Consider the following 19463-nt stretch of genomic DNA (forward strand, 5'->3'; position numbering starts at 1 on the left):
TATACTGGTTGGGGATGGCAAGCATTGGCCCCTGCACGGTCAGGACCGGCGTGGCCAACCGAGCTGCGCACTGCCCCGGGAACCAAGTATTCTTGTATAACTTGTTACATTCTTTGATGTAACCATCTATCCTTGCACCATGACATGGTTGGTATTGATCGTTCGTTTGACCGGGGCCTCGTCGCGGCACCGCGTCGCCGTGTGGCGCGAACTGCGCCGCATCGGCGCAGCCCCCGTCTCCCAGGGGGTGTGGACCGTGCCCGACACCCCGCATTTCCAAGGCTCCCTCGCCAAGGTCCAGGACCTGGCGGCCAAGGGCGCGGGCGATGTCATCGTGCTTTCCACGGCGACCGCCGGCGCACCCGGGCAGGAAGCGGTCGCCTCCGCCTTCCGAACCCTGCGGCTCGAGGAGTGGAAGGAGTTCTCCGCCGACTGCGGCAAGTTCGAGGCCGAGATCGCCAAGGAGGTCCGCATCGAAAAGTTCACCCTGGCCGAGCTGGAGGAAGAAGAGCAGAGCCTGGAACGCCTGCGGCGGTGGCACCGCGATCTGAAGAGCCGCGACGTGCTGGAACTGGCCGAGGCCGGCGCGGCCGAAGAACACCTGAAGATCTGCGTCGCACGCCTCGAGGAGTATGCCGACATGGTCTATGCCCGGCTGCACAACGATGGTTCCCCGGACGAACAGGGAACCACGGATTCCGGGCGGGGCCGAGTCCCGCATGCCGTGGCTTGAGCCCCTGTTGGTCATCGGCGGCAGCGTGCTCCTGGCCTATGCGGTGGCACTGGCGTCCTTGTGGCTTTACGCGCGCAAGAACCCCGGGGCCGTCGCCCTGGGCGACGCCCTGAAATTGTTGCCCGACCTGCTCCGCTTCCTGGGCAGGCTCGTGTCGGACCGGGAATTGCCGCTGCGTCCGCGCCTGGCCCTGCTTTTCCTGCTCGCCTACCTCGCTTCCCCGATCGACCTGGTGCCGGACTTCATCCCGGTGATCGGATACGCCGACGACGTCCTGGTCGTGGCCCTGGTGCTGCGCCTGGTGGTTCGGGCCTCCGGGAGGCAGTCGCTGGAGAGGAACTGGACCGGGTCGTCGGCTGGCTTGCTGCTGGTCGAAAAGCTCGCGGGATTGGCCCCGGCGGCCCCTGCCGACTAGGAGAAGCGCCCGTGAAAAAGCTCGACTGGTGGGGACGCCTGTTTTGGATCGGCGTCGTTGGCAAGGGCCTTGACGGACTGGCGGAAGTCATCGGCGGCCTGCTGCTGCTATTCGCCAGCCCCGGGACGTTGAACCACCTGGTGGTGCTGCTGACGCGCGAGGAGCTCTCCGAGGATCCCACGGACTTCATCGCCACGCACCTGCTCCACGTGGCCGGCGGGCTGACCGACCAGGGGATCGCCTTCGCCGCCGTCTACCTGCTGATCCACGGCGCGGTGAAGATCGTGCTGGTCACCGCGCTGCTGCGCAAGCAGTTCTGGGCCTACCCCTGGATGATTGCCATGTTGCTGGCCTTCATCGCCTACCAGGGGTACGAACTAGTTGTGGCGCCCACCGGCGGACTGTGGGCGCTGACCATCTTCAACGCCGCGGTCACGGTGCTGACCTGGCACGAATACCGCCGCCACAAGCGTCGGCACGACCTGGTCTCCGACCCGGCGCACCGCGTGGAGCCCGGCTGAACCGGCCCGGATACGCTCCCGGAACCGGTGCCCCGGCGGCTCAGCCCCGGGATTCGGTGGCCGGGACCTGCTGCTCCCGAATTGGGCCCACGGGGCTTTTCCGGCCGCGCGGATTCCGCAGGGCCGTCAGCACCAGATACACGGCCGCACCTGCCAACACGCCCCAGAACGGTGCCACGACGCCGAAGGGGGAAATGCCCGAGGCCGTGACGATCAGGGTGACCACGGCGGCCTCGATGGCCGCCGGCCCATGCCGCCCGGCATCAAGCATGTCCAGCATCGACCCCTGCAACGCGCCCAGCAATGCCACCCCGGCCATGGCGGTGATCAGCTCGCCCGGCACCGCGTCAAAGAGGTCCAGGATCGTGGCGCTGAACAACCCGAAGCCAATGAAGAACAGTCCACCGGCAACCCCTGCGACATAGCGCTTGGCCGGGTCCTCGTGGGCCTCGCGCCCGCAGCAGATTCCCGCGGTGATGGCCGCGAGGTTGATGGCGTGCGACCCGAACGGCGCAAAGAGCACGCTGGCCACGCAGGTGCCGGCCAGCAGCAGCCGGTCGTTGGGCTCATAGCCGCTGGTGCGCATCATGACCAGTCCAGGGCCGTTCTGTCCGGCCATCGTCACGATCAGCAACGGGATGGAAATGCCCATGATGGCCTGGATGGAAAAGGTGGGAACCGTGAACAGCGGGCTGGTCAGCGCCAGCGACAGCTCCGGGGCCTGGGCCTGGCCGGCCGCCACCGACAGCAGCACGCCAACAACCAGGGCACCTGGCACCGCGTACTTCGGGAACAGTCGCCGCCCGGCAAAATATGCCACCACCAATCCACCGGCGACCAGCGGCGAGGCAAGCACCGCCTGGGTCACGTTCAGGACGAACGGCAGCAGCACCCCGGCCAGGACGGCCGCAAGGATCGGCCGCGGAACCACGGCCAGCAATTTCCCGAACAGCCCGCTCAAACTGAGCACCAGGCCCAGCAACCCGGCCACCAGGTAGGCCCCGACGGCCTCGGAGAATTCGTAGTCCCCCAGCACCGTCAGCAGCAGCGCCGCGCCAGGAACGGACCAGGCCACCACGACGGGCTGGCGCGTAAACAGGCTCAGCACCAGGCCCACGATGCCGCTGCCCACCGATACCGCCCAGACCCAGGACGTGGTCTGCGCCGATTCGAGGCCCGCCCGCTCGGCGGCCTGGATGATGACCAGCATCGGGCCGGCATAGGAGACCGCCACGGCGATGAGGCCTGCACAGATCGCGCTGATCGAGACATCTCCCCAGAACCCCGGGCGGCGGGCCTTTCGCCCGGTGGCTGCGGTTTCCTCGCGATGGCTGTCGGGCACGGGGCGGGCCGCCTTTCGGGTGGGGAATGCCCGGGCCCGTCGCCGGCGGCATGGCCGCGGTAAGGGCCCATGGCGCTTGGCCACCAACGCTACGGTGCCGGTGAACACCAGACAAATACCCAGAATAGTGTGATTGATATCTCAATCCACTCAATGAACCCCACCCTTGGTCAAGCCTAGGCATATGCCCAGTGTGAGTTCGCGCACGTACTGGCATGGTGTAGATCATGGTTTCGCCACCCCAGCGGTGGACCCGGGCGCCAGCGCCCCTATGAAGGATGGAGCACACCATGACTGAAACTCTCAATGCAGTCTCGACCTTGCTCGACGACGCACTCGTCGACAGCCCGGAGACCGGCGTCTTCCGCGCCAACCGGAACATCTTCACCGACGAAGAGGTCTTCGAACTGGAGATGAAGCACATCTGGGAGGGCAACTGGATCTACCTGGCCCACGAATCCCAGATCCCGAACATCGGCGACTACTTCACCACCAACATCGGCCGCCAGCCGATCGTGATCTCGCGCAACAAGGAAGGCGTGCTCAACGCCCTCATCAACGCGTGCAGCCACCGTGGTGCGATGCTCTGCCGCCGCAAGACCGACAACCGCACCACGTTCACCTGCCCCTTCCACGGCTGGACCTTCAACAACTCCGGCAAGCTGCTCAAGGTCAAGGACTCCCGCGGCGCCGGCTACCCGGAGGGCTTCAACAAGGACGGCTCGCACGACCTGACCAAGGTCGCCCGCTTCGAGTCCTACCGCGGCTTCCTCTTCGGCTCGCTGAACGCGGACGTCAAGCCGCTGACCGAGCACCTCGGCGAATCCACCAAGATCATCGACATGATCGTGGACCAGTCCCCCGAGGGACTTGAGGTCCTGCGCGGCTCCTCCACCTACACCTACGACGGCAACTGGAAGCTGCAGGCGGAAAACGGTGCCGACGGCTACCACGTCTCGGCCACTCACTGGAACTACGCCGCCACCCAGGCCCGCCGCGCGGCCGGCGAATCCTCCAACGACACCAAGACCATGGATGCCGGTGGCTGGGACAAGCAGGAGGGCGGCTACTACTCCTTCGACAACGGCCACCTGCTGTTGTGGACCGAATGGCTGGACCCGGCCAACCGCCCGTTGGCCGAGAAGCGCGACGAACTGGTCGCCGCCCACGGCGAGGCCAAGGCCGACTGGATGATCGGTGTTTCCCGCAACCTCTGCCTGTACCCGAACGTGTACCTGATGGACCAGTTCTCCTCGCAGATCCGCGTCTTCCGCCCGGTGGCCGTCGACAAGACCGAGGTCACCATCTACTGCATCGCCCCGGTCGGCGAATCCGACGAGGCCCGCGCCAACCGCATCCGCCAGTACGAGGACTTCTTCAATGCCTCGGGCATGGCCACGCCGGACGACCTGGAGGAATTCCGTTCCTGCCAGAAGACCTACATGGCCACCGCCGCCAAGTGGAACGACCTTTCCCGCGGCCAGGCGCACCAGATCACCGGTCCCGACGAGAACGCCAAGAAGATCGGCCTGGAGCCGATTTCCTCCGGCGCCCGCACCGAGGACGAGGGCCTGTACCCGATCCAGCACGGCTACTGGTTGACCACCATGCGCGAGGCCGTCGCCGCCGAGGCGGCAAACACCACCAACGGAACCACCGAAAAGGGGCATGACATTGACTGCAACCACTGACGCCATCGTCACCGAGGTAAAGACCAGCTCCGGGCCCCTCGCGCTGGAGGACATCAAGCAGTTCCTCTACCGCGAGGCCCGCTTCCTGGACGACCGCGACTTCGACCGCTGGATCGACTGCTACCACCCCGAGGCCACCTTCTGGATGCCCGCCTGGGCCGACGACGACAAGCTCACCGAGGACCCGCAGCGCGAGATTTCGCTGATCTACTACGGAAACCGCGGCGGCCTGGAAGACCGCGTCTTCCGCATCAAGACCGACCGCTCCAGCGCCACCTCGCTGCCGGAGCCGCGCACCGGGCACAACATCTCCAATGTCGAGATCGTGTCCGTCGACGGCGACAAGGTTGATATCCGGTTCAACTGGTTCACCCTGTACTACCGCTACCAGAACGTCGACACCTACTTCGGCACCTCCTTCTACACCATCGACTACTCCGGCACCCAGCCGGTGATCATGGCCAAGAAGGTCGTCCTGAAGAACGACTACATCCACCACGTGGTCGACATCTACCACATCTAGTCCCGTCCCGGGCCCCTCCCAGGCCCTTCGAGACCGGCGTGCGGGGGCGTTGATTCGCCCCCGCACCACCACCTTGCACCTCTTGCCGCACCACCCTGCACTATTTTGAAAAGAGCTCCCCTCATGACCTATCAGGTTGCCCTCGCCTTCGAGGACGGAATTACCCGGTTCATCAAGGTCGGACCCCGCGAAACCGTCGCCGATGCCTCCTACAAGGCACGGATCAACATCCCGCTCGACTGCCGCGACGGCGCGTGCGGCACCTGCAAGGCCTTCTGCGAATCCGGCACCTTCGACGCCGGCGACTACATCGAGGAAGCGCTGACCGACGACGAGGCCGAGAAGGGCTTCTGCCTGCCCTGCCAGATGGTCCCCGAGTCCGACCTGGTGCTGCAGATTCCCACCACCTCGGACGTCGCCAAGACCGCCGCGACCACGTACTCCTCGACGCTGACCGAGATCCGCCGCCTCTCCGAGACCACCTACGCGTTCAGCCTCGAGATCGAGAACCGCGACGAGCTCTCGTTCCTGCCCGGCCAGTACGTGAACATCGAGGTTCCCGGCTCCGGGGGCCAGACCCGCTCGTACTCCTTCAGCTCCGGCCCGGAGGTCTCCACCCTCTCCTTCCTGATCCGCATCACCGACGGCGGACTGATGTCCACCTACATGCGCGACGTCGCAGCCGTCGGGGACAAGCTGAACTTCACCGGCCCGATGGGCAGCTTCTTCCTGCGCGATCCCAAGCGCACCTCGCTGCTGCTGGCCGGCGGCACCGGACTGGCCCCGCTGCTGGCCATCCTGGAAAAGCTCTCGGGCATGGACACCCCCCACCCGACCCACCTGATCTACGGCGTCAACACCGACACCGACCTGGTCGAGCTTGACGTGCTCGAGGACTACAAGGCACGCATCGACGGCTTCACCTTCGACACCGTCGTCGGCGACCCGGCCAGCAGCTCGGAAAAGAAGGGCTACGTCACCAACCACTTCGAGCCGCACCACCTGGTCGAGGGCGACGTCGACATCTACCTCTGCGGTCCACCGCCGATGGTCGAGGGCGTGCGCCGCCACCTGGAGGCCGAGGGCATCAAGCCGCAGAACTTCTACTTCGAGAAGTTCGCACTGGCCGTCACCCCCGATGCCGCCGCACCGGCACCCGAAGCGGCAGCGGCTCCGGCGGAGGCGCCCGCCTCCGAGGCCCCGGCAGCCCTGCCCGCCTACGAAATCGGCGAAGAGCACGCAACCTTTCAGGCGCAATTCGACGCGCGCATGGCTCTGGAACTGGCCATCGTTGAACTGACCATGGGCAAGCTGACGCCCGAGCAGCTTGTCGAGTTCAAGGTGCTGGCCGAACTGGCCGGCAAGACCCTGGACGGCGAGAAGTTCGTCAGCTCCGAGGAATTCACCATCACCAACGAGGCCTTCCACCAGTTCCTGTTCAGCTGCGTCGGCAACGAACACCTGTTGCAGGCGTACAACCGCCTGGAGGTCCCCGCGACCATGGCCAAGGTGCTGCGCAAGGAGCACTGGATCGACGGCGCGGTCGACGCCGACCACCTGCAAATCGTCGCCGCCTTCGAAAACCAGGACCTGGCCGCCGCCCGCACGGCCATCATCGCCCACAACGAGCACGCCAAGGCCACCATGGCCGCGGCGTCGCGCACCCCGGGCAAATGAGCGCCGACAACACGGCGGCACACCAGGCCGCCACGACCTCCCTGCCCGAGTCCTTCCACGCCGGACGCTTTGACTCCAAGGTCGTGCTGATCACCGGGGCGGCCCAGGGCATCGGCTGGGCCGTGGCCCGGCGGATCGCCGCCGAGGGCGGGGAGCTGGTACTGGTGGACCGGTCCCCGCTGGTCCACGACGTTGCCGAGGGCCTGCGGGCCCACGGCGTGCACGCCCTGAGCGTGACCGCCGACCTGGAGGTCTTCGAGGGCGCGATGTCCGCGGTCACCGCCGCGGTCGGCGAATACGGCCGGATCGACGTGCTCATCAACAACGTCGGCGGGACCATCTGGGCCAAGCCGTACGAGCACTACACCCCGGAGGAGATCAGCAAGGAAATCCAGCGTTCGCTCTTCCCCACCCTGTGGATGTGCCGCGCCGCGTTCCCGGAAATGATCAAGGCCGGGTCCGGCACCATCGTGAACGTTTCCTCGGTGGCCACCCGAGGCGTCAACCGCGTCCCGTATGCCGGGGCCAAGGGCGGGGTCAAGGCCATCACCTCGGCCCTGGCCATGGAGGGGGCTGCCCACGGGATCCGTGTGGTGGCCACCGCGCCGGGCGGCACGCAGGCCCCCGAGCGCCTGGTCAAGCGAGGCCCCTCACCCGAGGGCGAGCAGGAGCAGGCCTGGTACCAGCAGATCGTTGACCAGACCGTCGATTCGACCCTGTTGAAGCGCTACGGAACCCTTGAGGAGCAGGCCGGTCCCATCGCGTTCCTGGCCTCCGACGAGGCTTCCTACATCACCGGCAGCACCCTGGCGGTGGCCGGCGGGGACCTGGGCTAGGCCCCGTCCCCGCCCCCCATCCGGGTCGCAGGCGGCGGTCTTGCCGCCGCCTGCGACCGGTATCCACCAGCACCAAGTTTCCACCCCAGCAATTCCACGGCCCGCCACCCGGGATCCCCCGGGCCACGGCTTCCACACCCCGGGGAATCCCCCGAGGTACTTGTTCGTGCCCTGACACCCGCACAATGCCGTGCGCGCCGGGCCCATGAGACAAACGGAGCACAACGTGAAATCACCGGAACCAAGCACCCTCGCAAGGCAAAAGAGCACCGTCCGCTGGGTGGTGGCCATTGCCGCCATCGCCCTGATCTTCGACGGATACGACCTGGTCGTCTACGGAACCATCGTCTCCACCCTGCTGAACGATCCCTCCCAGCTCGGGGAAATCGGCCCCGCCACGGCCGGGGTGCTGGGCAGCTGGGCCCTGTTCGGTGTCATGGTCGGCGCCCTGACCACCGGCGCGGTCGGGGACTACCTGGGCCGGCGGAAAATCATGATCACCGGCATCATCTGGTTCTCCGTGTTCATGGGCCTGACCGCCCTGGCCCCGAACGTCTTCGCGTTCGGTGCCCTGCGTTTCGCCACCGGGCTCGGGGTCGGCGCGTTGGTGGCCACCGCCGGCGCGGTCGTTGCCGAGTTCGCCCCCAAGGGCAAGCGCAACTACTACAACGCCATCGTCTATTCCGGCGTCCCGGTCGGCGGCGTCCTGGCGTCCCTCCTGGCCATCGTGCTCCTGGACCACATCGGCTGGCGCGGGCTCTTCCTCGTCGGTGCCACCCCCATCCTTTTCCTGCTGCCCATGGCACTGGCCAAGCTCCCGGAATCCCCCGAATGGCTCATGGCCCGCGGCCGCACCGAGGACGCACAGCGCGTCTCGATCCGCACCGGCGTCCCGATCACCGAACCCGTTGCCACCGGCGCCCACGCCCTTCTCCCCGAAGCCGTTGACACCAAGATCGGCTTCCGGGCACTGGCCTCCAGGAAGTACGCGCTGCCGACCCTGCTGCTGGGCCTGATGAGCTTCGCCGGCCTGATGCTGACCTACGGCCTGAACACCTGGCTGCCGCAGATCATGTCCCAGTTCGGCTACGGCAAGTCCTACTCGCTGGCCTTCCTGCTGGTGCTCAACGCCGGCGCGGTCTTCGGCGGGCTCATTGCCTCCGTGGGCGCCGACCGCATCGGTGCCAAGCGCGTGGTTTCCACGACGTTCTTCCTCGCCGCGGTCGCCATGGTGCTGCTGACCATGCAGCTTCCCTTCGGCATCCTGCTCGCACTGGTAGCGGTGGCCGGGGTTGGAACCATCGGCACCCAGGTGCTGATCTACGGGTTCGTTTCCAACTACTACAACTCCGCCGCGCGAGGCGCCGGCGTTGCCTGGTGCGCCGGGTTCGGCCGGTTGGGCGGCATCTTCGGTCCGTTGATCGGCGGGCTGCTCATGGCCGCGGGCGTGGAAAACCACATCGCCTTCTACGTCTTTGCCGGGGTTGCTATCGTTGGTGCATTGGTCACCGCGTGCGTTCCGCTGCGGAACTCGGAAACCGGCATCCCGGTACGCGCCGTCAAGGCACAGGCCGGCATCGCAAAATAAGCACTGGTCGGGTGCACCAACCGACCATTGGGGGGCTGCGTGGACAAGGATGTCCACGCAGCCCCGTCTGTGTACATTGAAAGATTGGTAGACGCGGAACCATGGATCAACAACGGTCATTGGCCTTGATGGCTCGCTTGCTGCAAGCCGCGGAGGGATGTGCCGCGCAGCTGCTCATCCTGCGCGGCCCGGCCGGGTGCGGAAAGAGCACCGTGGCCAGGCGCTTCATGGAAAACAACAAGCATCTTGCCGCCTGGACCTCCGGCGGGGCCCGCTGGGAGAGGGAACTGCCAGGATCGGCCCTGCAGGAAATGCTGGGTGCCTCCGGCGCCGCGAGTCCCGACCCGCTGCCCGAGGCCCTGCTCGCCTTCCTCCAGGCGGTCGGCAAGCGCACCGGCATCGTCCTGGTGGAAAACCTGCAGTGGGCGGACGCCGAATCCCTCGCCGCACTGCTGTTCGCCTGGCGGCGGCTGCGCAACGAACGGGTGCTGGTGATCCTGACCCTGCGCCAGGAGGAAGCCGCGTTCCTCCCGCCCGGAGCCCGCGAACTCATCGAAGCGCCGGGCAGCACCACAATCGAGCTGGACCCCCCGAGCGGAGCGGCCCTGAGGGAAATCTCCGTGGCCCGGCTCGGCATCGAGCTCACCGCAGCCGCGGCCGACCAGCTGGCCGCCTACACCGGCGGAAACATGCACACGGCCCTGGACCTGGTCAGGGAGAATCCCGAGGAAACCTGGAACCAACCGGGCCGCCGGTTCCCGGTGCCCCGTGCGTTCTCCGCCGACACGGCCGCGCGGCTGGGCGGGCTCTCGCCGGATGCCAGATCCCTCGTCGAGGCCGCCTCGGTGATGGAGTACGGCGCACGGCTGGACGCCGTGGTTCGCTTGGCCGGAACCGCGGACCCGCTCCCGCTGGTGGAGGAATGCGTGGCCTCCGGGCTGGCGTCCGTGGCGGGAACCGGCGGAAACCTCTCCTTGGTGTTCCCGGGACTGATCGCCCAGATGGCCGTCTACCACCTGATCCCGCTTTCGCGCCGTCTGGCCTTGCATGCGGCTGCTGCCGACACAAGCGAGTCCGAAGGAACCGCCCTGGCCCACCGGGCCGATGCCACGTTGCTCTCGGATCCCGCGCTGGCGCACCTTTTGGAGCGCTACGCCCAAAGACAGGCGAAAAAGGGGCAGTGGGCCTCGGCAGCGGTGGCCCTGCATCGGGCGGCTGGCCTGGCGACGGACCGGGAACACCGCGACCCGCTCTTCCTGCGTGCCGTGGACGCCACGGTGGCCGCAGGCGACCTGCCCGGCGCGCTGGCCTGTTCGGACGAGCTGGCTTCCCTGGCCGCCAGTCCCGCACGCGACCTGCTTTCGGGCTACATCGCGATCCTCCGGGGCCTGGCCAACACCGCCGGTTTGTGGCTGGCCAGCGCCTGGACCGGCGCCGCGCACTCGGGGCTGACCGAGATCATGGCCACCGTCGCCCAACGCCGGGTCCTCGACGCGCTCTGCCGGATTGACGGGCCAGGTTTGGTGGATTGGGCGGAAAAGACCCTGGAGCTGGCCAGCCCGGAAAGCACGTTGGCCGTCGAGGCCTCGGTCATCCAGGGACTGGGTCTGGGCATGGTCGGCGAAACCATGCGGGGCGAGGAAATGCTGACAGCGCTGCTGTCCACCCTGCCTTCGGGTGCCCAGCGCCAGCGCGCCGAGATGTCGCTGGGTTGGTTGCATGTTGCCGGGGACCAGGTTGAGCTGGCCCGCCACGAACTTTCCAGCGCCAGCTCGACCGACTACAGCGAAGGTTCCCACCGCATTGCCCTGTGGGCCAGGGCCTGGCTGGCCCGGGCCGAGTTCGCCTCCGGGGACTGGGACGAGGCGCTGGAGACGGTGCGGGCAGCCATCGTCCTGCAGGAGCGCTCCGGCATCGAGTTGATGCGCCCGTTGCTGCACCACACCGCGGTGCTGATCCATTCCATGCGCGGCGAACAGGACGAGGCCCAGGCCCACCTGGCCAAGGCCTGGGCACGCACCGGAAGCTACGAAGTGATGCAGGTGCCGTACCGCATGGCGCGTGCCTCGGCCGCCAGGGCCCGCGCCGACCACGACGAGGTCATTCTGGCCCTCGAGCCATTGTTGGCGTTTGACCGTTCCGGCGGAATCGACGAACCGGGTTTCTGGCCCTGGCAGGACCTCTACCTCGATGCCCTGGTCCGCAAGGACCGCCTCGAGGAGGCCGAAGCGTTGCTGGACCCGTACGAGGCCCTGGCCCGGGCACGCAACCACCGCTCGACCACAGCGCGCGCCCTGGTGGTGCGCGGACAGATCCTCAGTGCGCGCGGAGAGATCGACGGAGCGCGGGCCGCCTTCGACGAGGCCCTGGCCAAGCTGCAGGGAACCGCCCTGCCGGTGCTGCGGGCCCAGGTCGAGTACGCCTACGGGCAGGCCCTGCGCCGGGCGGGCAAGCGCGGGGACGCCGTCGGACCGCTCACCCGGGCGCTGGCCGGTTACACCCAATTGGGTGCCACGATCTACATCGAACGGTGCAACCGGGAGCTGCAGGCCACCGGCATCAGCGTTCCGCGCCGCGACGCCGCGGATTGGTCGACGCTCACCTCCCAGGAAAAGGCGGTGGCTTCGCTGGTCTGTGCCGGGGCGAGCAACAAGAAGGCCGGCGAGGAACTGTTCATCGGCGCCAAGACCGTCCAGTACCACCTGACCCGGATCTACGCCAAGCTCGGGGTGACCTCCCGCACCGAGCTCGCCGCCCGGTACCGGGAGTCCGACGGGTAGGCATGGGCAGGAGGGAACCCCGGGCGTAGCCTGAAACCATGGGATCCAAGGCGCACAAACTCACGCTCTCCACCGGCATCGAGGTGCCGTGCTTCATCGACGGGGATCCGGACGCCCGGCCGTTGCTGTTGCTGCATGCCTGGGGCGAGTCCTTCGAGAGCTTCGACCGCCTCGCACCCCTGTTGGCCGGCTTCAGGATCTACGCTCCGGACCTGCGCGGCCAGGGCGATGCGGACAAGCCGGAGGACGGATATTCGCTGGCGGAACAGGCCGCGGACGTGGCCGCGATCCTCGATGCGCTCGAGGTCCCCCGGGCCTTCGTCCTGGGTTCCTCGAGCGGCGGCTATGTGGCCCAGGCGCTGGCCGCGGGCCGCCCGGAACGGGTCGCGGCCCTGGTGCTGGTCGGCGCTCCGCTGAGCCTGCGCGGCTGGCCCGCCTTCGCCGATGAAGTCGAGACACTGGTAGACCCGATCGGCGCGGCGTGGGTCCGCGAATCGCTCACCTGGTTTCCGCTGCTGCACGAGGTGCCCGCCTGGTTCATTGACGACCGCGTGGACGACGGAACCAGGATGCCCGCACACGTGTGGCGCGCCATCCTTAAGGGATTGTGCGAGGCCGCACCGCCCACCGAATCGGGAACCATCGCGACACCCACGTTGGTCCTGTGGGGCGGGCACGACCACCTGCTGTCACTGGCCGATGAGCAGGCCCTGGCCGCGCGGATTGCCGGTTCGGTCCTGAAGGTCTATCCGGACACCGGACACCTGGTGCTGTGGGAATGCCCTGAACGCGTGGCGGCAGACACCACGGATTTTCTCCGCTCGGTCGGTTGACGGGTCGCGGTGCGCTCGTGGTCGAGCACCTGACGCACGAAAGGCCCCAGCCAGCGTCTTTGCTGTCTGGGGCCCTTCGCTGGTCCGTACCGCTCGGGACGCAAGGTTTATGCGGCAAGCAACGCCGGGTGGTTTTCGGCCGCCGGCAGTGCAGGGTGCCGGGGTTCGGGCTCGGCTTCGGGCATCCACCCGGTCCAGGCCCAGTGGTTCAGCACCGGTGCGGTCTCGGATATCGGCCGCACGTTGGCGGAGGGACGCTGGTTTCCTGCGGTCTTTCGCCGTGTTGGGACAAACATGGTGTGCTCCTTTGTGGCCAGGTGGTGCATGGGCTGTCGGTTGGCCTGCGCCGGGCGGCGCAGGGTCTCACTGGTGTTGCGGAACGAATGGCTGGAAGGCCTTGGCGCCGGCGAACCAGCTTTCGCTATCTCCGCCCAGGAGGCGTTCACCGATGCGGTGAAACGTGCCTTCGTGGAAGAGCAGCGGCTCGGCATCGCCGATGGTCAGCGACGTCACTTCGCCGACCACGATGATGTGGTCGCCGCCGTCGTAGTGGTTCCAGGCCCGGCATTCCAGCGTGGCGGCGTTGCCCACCAGCACCGGGACGTTTCCGTTCAGGACCCATTCCGGTTCGCGGTCCAAGGGCTGGCCGGCGAAGTGCCTGGCAACCTCAAGCTGGTCCGCGGAGAGGATATTGATGGCGAATGAGGACCCGTCGAGGTGCTTGGCTGCCCTCGAGCTGCGGGTCAGCGTGATCTGTGCCAGGGGCGGGTCCACCGACACCGCGGCGAACGCGGTCACCATGGCGCCGTAGGGATGTCCGTCCGTGCCCTGCGTGGTGACCACGGTGACGCCGGTGGTGAATTGGCCAAACGCGCTGCGCAGTTCACTGATATCAACCGAGTTCAACATGGATTCCTGGGTCATTGCTGGTTCTCTTTCGCATGTCTTGCCGGGTTGCGACGGTGGTCTTGGTGTTGTCTGGGTGCCCGGCTGCGGCACCGCTCGCGGCGCCGCGGAAGTGCGGGGGTACGACAACGGCGGGGTCCCCGGGACATGTCTCCGGGAGCCCCGCCGTGACGAGGGAGGCGAGGACCTACTTGGCTACGGGATCAAGCACGAAGTCGTAGGTGGTCTGCACGCCGGTGCCTTCGGTGGCCGGCTGGATGTCCAGCAGCAGCTCCGGCTTTACCGCGGTGGCGATGTCGTCGTCGTTGTGCTCGTCGCCCGGGAAGTACAGCTGGGCGGTGAGCAGTTCGAAGCCGGGGGCCGAGACCTTCAGGTGCAGGTGGGCCGGGCGCCAGGCGTGCCAGCCGGCGGCGGCGATCAGCTGGCCGCAGGCGCCGTCGGTCGGGATCTGATACGGGGCCGGCTGCATGGTGTTGATCTGGAAGTTGCCTTCCGCATCGGCAATGAAGGTGCCGCGCAGGTTCCACTCGGGGATGTTCGGTGCGAACTGCGAGTAGAAGCCCTCTTCGTCGGCGTGCCACAGCTCGATCTTCGCATTCGGCAACGCGCTGCCGTCGGTGCTGCGGACCTGGCCCTGGAAGAGCAGCGAGGTGCCCTTTTCGTCGTCGCGCATCTGGATGGTGGCCGGGGAGTTCTGCTCAGGAGCCTCTGGCACGTAGTACGGGCCCTCGATGGAGCCCTTGTTGCCCTCGCGGTGGTCGGTGGCGACCTCCTCTACGGAGTGCTCCAGCCAGACGTCGAGGAACAGCGGCCATTCGCCGTCGGCGCCGACCTTGATCAGCCATGCCTTCAGGGCATTGAACTCGTCGTAGCTGACGCGCTCTTCGAGGACGATGTCGTTGGCGGCCTTGATCAGCTTGCTGGCCAGCAGGTTGACGCGCTCGACATCAACCGTGAGGGAAGAGGTCTTGCCCGATTCGCGGAATCGGTCGGTGGCTGCGTTGCCTGACGATGCTGCGCTGGCGGTGGTTTCGGTGCTCACGAGTTGCTCCTTCTATCTCCTGCTGGAGGGGTGTTGTTGCGCTGGACGCCGGTCACATGGTCCGGTGATTGCTGTCACAGCGACTTTCCATGCCTTCAATCTATGACGGTTATTAGGAAGAGGGAAATACTTCTTTTCGCTACATTCAGATGTTCTGCATATAAGTCGACGGTTTCCACGGTTGAACGGCCCCGACGACCGGATCGCGCCCGATCCAGGATGCGGAGGAGATCATTCAACCATTGCATCGCGGGTGCTGTGAAGCATCGATGTCCGCGGCCTGGACGCCCGGTCCAGGCTTCCCGTCATGACCCCTGTTCGGAAGGCGGGCCCAGGCGAGAACAGTGCGCCGGCGGGCCCGCGCGCGTCCTCCAACGACAACGGTCCGTGGCGCCGGGGCACGCATTAAAGCGCGTCCCGACGCCACGGACCGGGTGGCGTTCTAAAGAAGACCGGTGTCAGCGAATCGAGTTCGGGTGCTTGGCAAGCGGCGTGACCTTGATCTTCATGTACGGGTACATCGGGAACCCGCTGAGGATCTGGTGCAGCTCGTCATTCGACTCGACATCGAACAGCGAGTGGTTGGCGTACTCGCCGACGATGCGCCAGATGCCGGCCATCTTTCCGCTGCCTTGCAGCGATCCCGAGTATTCCTTCTCGCGGACCTGGAAATCGGCGATCTGCGCCTCGGTCAGGTGTGGCGGGAACGTTACGTCCATGCGGGCTAGGAACAACATGTCTTCTCCTGGAGTAGGCGTTTTGGGTAGGTGCTAGTTCTGGCGGTAGCGGGTGAGCTTGTCCTCGTCGACGGCCGCGCCGACGCCCGGGACGTTGCGCACCGAGATGCGGCCGCCGTTGATCCGGATGGGTTCGGCCAGCAGGTCGTCGGCCATGTCCAGGAAGTTGGACAACTCCCCTGCCCGGCGGACGGTGGCCTCGTGGGCGGCACCGAAGGTCACGGTGGCCAGCGAGCCGACCTGGGTGTCGATCTGGTTACCCATGGTGACATCCACGCCCAGCCCGGTGCACAGGCCCAGGATCTCGGTGGCTTCGGTGAAGCCGCTGCGGGCGGTCTTGATGCAGATCGCGTTGGAGCCGCCGGAGAGCAGCTCGCGCGAGACATCCCCCGCCGTCGGCACCGATTCGTCGCCCACGATGGGGATCGGGGACTTCTCCACGAGGCGACGGCGGCTCATGGCTTCCTTCGCGTCGCAGGGTTCCTCCAGGGCCGTCAGCCCCAGGCCCTCGGTGCGTCGCAGCACCTCCATGGCTTCGTTGGCGCTCCAGCCGCGGTTGGCATCCAGGTAGAGTTCCACGTCGTCGCCGAGCCCGGCGCGCAGCACGTGGCAGGCCTCGATGTCCAGGGCCAGCGGGCGGCGTCCTACCTTGAGCTTGAAGGTGGTGATGCCATATTCCTCGCCGAAACGCAGCGCCTCGTCGAGCAGTTCCTGGGCCGGCTTGAACCCGAGCATGTGCGAGACGCGCATCGAATCGGTATAGCCGCCCAGCAGCTTGTGCACCGGGGTCCCCAGCGCCTTGCCCATCAGGTCCCACAGCGCGATGTCCACGGCGCCCTTGGCCACCTGGTTGTGGATGGTCCGGGCCATGACCTCATGGACCTTGCCGCGGTCGAATGGATCGAGCCCGATCAGTTGCGGGGCGAAGACATTCTCGATGATGGTGATGATCGATGCCTGGGTCTCGCCGTAGGTGTAGGGGCGCGGCGGGGCGTCGGCCTCGCCGATGAGTCCCTCGTCCGAATGGATGCGCACCAGCACGTGCTCGGCGTCGGTGACCTCCCCGCTGGCAAACTTGAGCGGGTGGTTGTAGGGAATCGAATAGGGAATCGCTTCAATGCGCAGGATTTTCACGCTTGGTTTCCTTCCGTGGTGGCTGGAGTCTCGAAGAGGTCCAAGAACTTCTTCAGCAGGGCTGTTTCGTTGTCGGTCTTCCAGGCAACGGCAAGGTCGACCGCTGGCGCATTGCGCAACTGGCGGAAGACGATGCCTTGCAGGGCAAACATGCGTCGCGCGGTGGGGACCAGGGCAACGCCCATCCCGGCGGCAACGAATGAAAGCAGGGTGGAGGTTTCCTGGGTTTCCTGGACGATCCGGGGGCTGAACCCGGCCTGGCGGCAGGCCTCGGTGGAGATGGCATTCACCGCGGAGCTCAACGGGTAGGCGATGAATGGTTCATCAGCCAGGTCCGCGAGCTCAAGCAGCCCGCGCGAGGCCAGTTCGTGGTCCTCGGGCAGGGCCACCACCAGTTCGTCCTTCTCCAGGAATTTCAGGCTCAACTGGTTCGAACGGATCGGCGGGCGCAGCACCGCGACGTCCACGCGCTGCTCTTCCAGCGCGATTTCCATCTCGGGGGTGAGCATCTCGCCCTGCACGCTCAGGCGCAGGCCCGGCATGTGTTTCCGGGCGGCCTGCACGATGATGGGCATCAGACGGTAGGTGGCGGTGCCGGACACGCCAACCCGCAGCACGCCGCTGGCTCCCTGGCCCACGAGCTTGACGTCTTGTTCGAGCTTCTCGATCTCGGCCAGCAGCAACCTGGCCCGGGCCAGGAGCAGTTCGCCGGCAGCGGTGAGGTCGACCTTGCGGGTGGTGCGCACCAGCAGCTGGGTGCCCAGCTGCTCCTCGAGCGCCTTGATCTGTTGGGACAGCGGGGGCTGGGCCATGTGCAGGCGTTGCGCCGCGCGGCCGAAGTGTTTTTCCTCGGCCACGGCAATGAAGTAACGCATCTGACGCACTTCCACGTCGTCCACCCTCCGGTCGCGGGCACTGATGTGCTCCACTGCCAGATTAGGACGCAAAGATTACTTATGGGAAATACATGTATCGGCTCGATTCAGAGCCAAAAAGTATCAGTCGTCGGCGTGGCCGCCATTCCAGCATCCTCCGGGGCGAAGGACGCTGCGCCTATTGGGCCGTGGCTTCGGCGGACCGGGCCGCGGCGACGAATGCCTCGATCAGCCCGATGTCCTTGGTACCTCGGTTGGATTCGACCCCGGAAGAGACATCGACCCCGGCAGGCTGCAGGGTCTGAACCAGGCGCGCGACGTTGCCGGGGTTCAGCCCCCCGGCCAGTATCCAGGTTCCGGCGGGCGGTTCCGCCAGCAGCTCCGAGGCGTCAAAGGTGACCCCGGCGCCCGGTTCCACGGCGTCCAGCAGGATCCGTTCGGCCTCCCAGCGATCCCGTTCCGCCGGGGCCAGCGCCCGGTAGTCGTCGAAGGAAAGGGCCCGCAGCGTCGCAAACCCCTGCTCGCGCAGTGCCTGCACATCCGCGTAGGGCTCGTCGCCATGCAGCTGGACGGTGCCCACGCCGGCCCGCTTGGCGAGGTCGATGACCTGGTCCAGCGGCTGGTTGCGGAAGACCCCGACGGTTTCGACGTCCGCGGGCACCCGGGCGACGAGCGTCTTGACGAGTTCCGGGTCCACGGTCCGGGGGCTGCCGGGGGCAAAGACGAATCCCACGGCGTTCGCACCGGCCTCCACGGCCGCTTCCACGGTCGCGGGAGTGCTCAGTCCACAGATCTTGATGTACAGCTGGTGATTCACTCGGCACTTCCCGGTCGGTACGTGGGTTGGTCGACTTCCATGCTACTTCTGAATCCGCACGCTGAGCATGACGGCCCGCAATTGCCGGTATTCCTTGCTTCGCATGATCTTCCTGGCATCGTCGAGGCTCACCTGGTCGTCGTCGAACCCCAGTTCCTCGGCCAGGTCGTCGGTGCTTGCCATTTGGCTGGCCAGGCCCTTGACCGGGGTGAAGAAGTCCAGCGCCGGGCGCTCGCCGCGCGCCTTGGTGGCGGCGGAGTCGTTGATCATCAGCACGACCTTTTGCTCGGTCTTCTTGCCCGGCGCCTGGATCACCATGTGTTCGAAGAGCACCTCGGCCGGTTGGTGGAAGCCGGCGTCCAGGGGCGTGGATTCCAGGACGGTGCGGGTGTAGGTTGCGATGTCGCCGTCGGTGTCCGTCGCACTGTCGGCCCGGAACTCCGCGATCTCGTCGCCGTCGGAGTTTTCGAGGTCCCACTTGGCGAACGGGTCAGCCAGTGCCTTGGCCGTGGAGTTGCAGTCGCTGCAGTCGTCTTCCTCGATGTTCCAGTCGGCCGGGTACGTGAAGCCCACTCCCTGGGTGCTGAAGCTCTTCCACCCGGTGGTGTCGATCTCGCCTGCGGGGACCCGGGCGCCGGACGCTTGGCTCGAGGCCGCCGGGGTGGGGGTCGGGCCCGGGCTGCCGGAATCTTCCCCGGGGTAGGCGGAGGGCACCTGCGGCGGGCCGAAGGGGCTCGAATCGATGGTGCTCTGGTTCAAGGTCTTGCGGGGTGCGGCATCTGCGCAGCCGGCCAGCAAAACCATGCCCAGCAGCGATGCAACACCGAATGCGGCGGCTGCCCGGTTGATGCTCATCGGTGGTCTCCTTGTGCGCGAGTGCATAATCGGACGTCGATACGCTTTCCACTGTGCCCCAGCACCGGTGGAATTGCCAGCGCGGGAAAGTGCCGCGGCCGGTGCGCGGAATCGCTTCCACGCACCGGCCGCGGACCGACAGGTTGTCCCGCTGTGTG

19 protein-coding genes are annotated in these 19463 nt (G+C 66.7%); 10 read left to right on the top strand and 9 right to left on the bottom strand.

What is annotated here, in order from left to right:
- Positions 1–139: 139 nt before the first annotated feature.
- The 3 genes from FPY90_RS11125 to FPY90_RS11135 are packed head-to-tail and all read left to right on the top strand — an operon-like array spanning position 140 to position 1669.
- Entirely contained in the window at positions 140–733 is a 594-nt protein-coding gene (locus FPY90_RS11125) for a Chromate resistance protein ChrB (RefSeq protein ID WP_498681000.1), read from the top strand.
- Complete coding sequence (locus FPY90_RS11130) at positions 720–1148, top strand: DUF1232 domain-containing protein (RefSeq protein ID WP_307579376.1); 429 nt, start codon at positions 720–722, stop codon at positions 1146–1148. Before FPY90_RS11125 ends, FPY90_RS11130 begins: the two co-directional genes overlap by 14 nt.
- Positions 1149–1159: 11 nt before the next feature.
- Complete coding sequence (locus FPY90_RS11135) at positions 1160–1669, top strand: DUF2127 domain-containing protein (protein ID WP_498681003.1); 510 nt, start codon at positions 1160–1162, stop codon at positions 1667–1669.
- A 40-nt stretch (positions 1670–1709) separates the two neighbouring features.
- Here the strand turns inward: FPY90_RS11135 and FPY90_RS11140 are convergent, their stop codons facing one another.
- Positions 1710–3011, bottom strand: a complete 1302-nt coding sequence (locus tag FPY90_RS11140) for a benzoate/H(+) symporter BenE family transporter (RefSeq protein WP_083411085.1) — start codon at positions 3009–3011, stop codon at positions 1710–1712.
- 290 nt (positions 3012–3301) lie between these two features.
- Here FPY90_RS11140 and benA point away from each other — a divergent pair, with 290 nt between their 5' ends.
- The 7 genes from benA to FPY90_RS11175 all read left to right on the top strand — a co-directional run bounded on the left by benA (position 3302) and on the right by FPY90_RS11175 (position 12939).
- Complete coding sequence (benA, locus tag FPY90_RS11145) at positions 3302–4702, top strand: benzoate 1,2-dioxygenase large subunit (RefSeq protein WP_071214498.1); 1401 nt, start codon at positions 3302–3304, stop codon at positions 4700–4702.
- On the top strand, positions 4680–5225 hold the full coding sequence (benB, locus tag FPY90_RS11150; RefSeq protein ID WP_498681004.1) for a benzoate 1,2-dioxygenase small subunit: 546 nt from the start codon (positions 4680–4682) through the stop codon (positions 5223–5225). Before benA ends, benB begins: the two co-directional genes overlap by 23 nt.
- A gap of 123 nt (positions 5226–5348) precedes the next feature.
- Positions 5349–6902: a benzoate 1,2-dioxygenase electron transfer component BenC gene (gene benC / locus FPY90_RS11155; RefSeq protein WP_071214114.1), complete on the top strand. Its 1554-nt coding sequence runs from the start codon at positions 5349–5351 to the stop codon at positions 6900–6902.
- Complete coding sequence (locus tag FPY90_RS11160) at positions 6899–7738, top strand: 1,6-dihydroxycyclohexa-2,4-diene-1-carboxylate dehydrogenase (protein WP_083411086.1); 840 nt, start codon at positions 6899–6901, stop codon at positions 7736–7738. The genes benC and FPY90_RS11160 overlap by 4 nt, the downstream gene beginning before the upstream one ends.
- A 226-nt stretch (positions 7739–7964) precedes the next feature.
- Positions 7965–9326, top strand: a complete 1362-nt coding sequence (locus FPY90_RS11165; protein ID WP_286135303.1) for an MFS transporter — start codon at positions 7965–7967, stop codon at positions 9324–9326.
- 128 nt (positions 9327–9454) lie between these two features.
- The gene (locus FPY90_RS11170; protein ID WP_498681007.1) at positions 9455–12106 is read left to right on the top strand and encodes a helix-turn-helix transcriptional regulator; all 2652 of its coding nucleotides are present in this window, start codon (positions 9455–9457) and stop codon (positions 12104–12106) included.
- A 38-nt stretch (positions 12107–12144) separates the two neighbouring features.
- Positions 12145–12939: an alpha/beta fold hydrolase gene (locus tag FPY90_RS11175; RefSeq protein ID WP_307579367.1), complete on the top strand. Its 795-nt coding sequence runs from the start codon at positions 12145–12147 to the stop codon at positions 12937–12939.
- A 107-nt stretch (positions 12940–13046) separates the two neighbouring features.
- On the opposite strand, the gene FPY90_RS11180 is transcribed toward FPY90_RS11175, so the two are convergent.
- The 8 genes from FPY90_RS11180 to FPY90_RS11215 all read right to left on the bottom strand — a co-directional run bounded on the left by FPY90_RS11180 (position 13047) and on the right by FPY90_RS11215 (position 19305).
- Complete coding sequence (locus tag FPY90_RS11180) at positions 13047–13235, bottom strand: hypothetical protein (RefSeq protein ID WP_071214117.1); 189 nt, start codon at positions 13233–13235, stop codon at positions 13047–13049.
- A 67-nt stretch (positions 13236–13302) separates the two neighbouring features.
- A complete protein-coding gene (locus FPY90_RS11185) occupies positions 13303–13863 on the bottom strand; it encodes a flavin reductase family protein (protein ID WP_307579364.1) in 561 nt (186 codons plus the stop codon).
- A 169-nt stretch (positions 13864–14032) separates the two neighbouring features.
- A complete protein-coding gene (gene catA / locus FPY90_RS11190; RefSeq protein ID WP_307579362.1) occupies positions 14033–14887 on the bottom strand; it encodes a catechol 1,2-dioxygenase in 855 nt (284 codons plus the stop codon).
- Between the two features lie 458 nt (positions 14888–15345).
- Entirely contained in the window at positions 15346–15624 is a 279-nt protein-coding gene (gene catC / locus FPY90_RS11195; protein ID WP_071214120.1) for a muconolactone Delta-isomerase, read from the bottom strand.
- 33 nt (positions 15625–15657) lie between these two features.
- Positions 15658–16758, bottom strand: coding sequence for an enolase C-terminal domain-like protein (locus FPY90_RS11200; protein ID WP_071214121.1), 1101 nt, complete (start codon positions 16756–16758; stop codon positions 15658–15660).
- A complete protein-coding gene (locus FPY90_RS11205) occupies positions 16755–17687 on the bottom strand; it encodes a LysR substrate-binding domain-containing protein (protein WP_498681010.1) in 933 nt (310 codons plus the stop codon). The genes FPY90_RS11200 and FPY90_RS11205 overlap by 4 nt, the downstream gene beginning before the upstream one ends.
- Before the next feature lie 124 nt (positions 17688–17811).
- On the bottom strand, positions 17812–18450 hold the full coding sequence (locus FPY90_RS11210; protein ID WP_498681012.1) for a phosphoribosylanthranilate isomerase: 639 nt from the start codon (positions 18448–18450) through the stop codon (positions 17812–17814).
- Between the two features lie 42 nt (positions 18451–18492).
- Positions 18493–19305 (bottom strand): hypothetical protein, encoded by an 813-nt coding sequence (locus FPY90_RS11215; RefSeq protein WP_307579355.1) that lies wholly within the window; start codon positions 19303–19305, stop codon positions 18493–18495.
- Between the last annotated feature and the right edge of the window lie 158 nt (positions 19306–19463).

Source organism: Arthrobacter sp. C2, from assembly GCA_024207135.1.
In the GTDB taxonomy this organism is placed as follows: Bacteria; Actinomycetota; Actinomycetes; order Actinomycetales; family Micrococcaceae; genus Paeniglutamicibacter.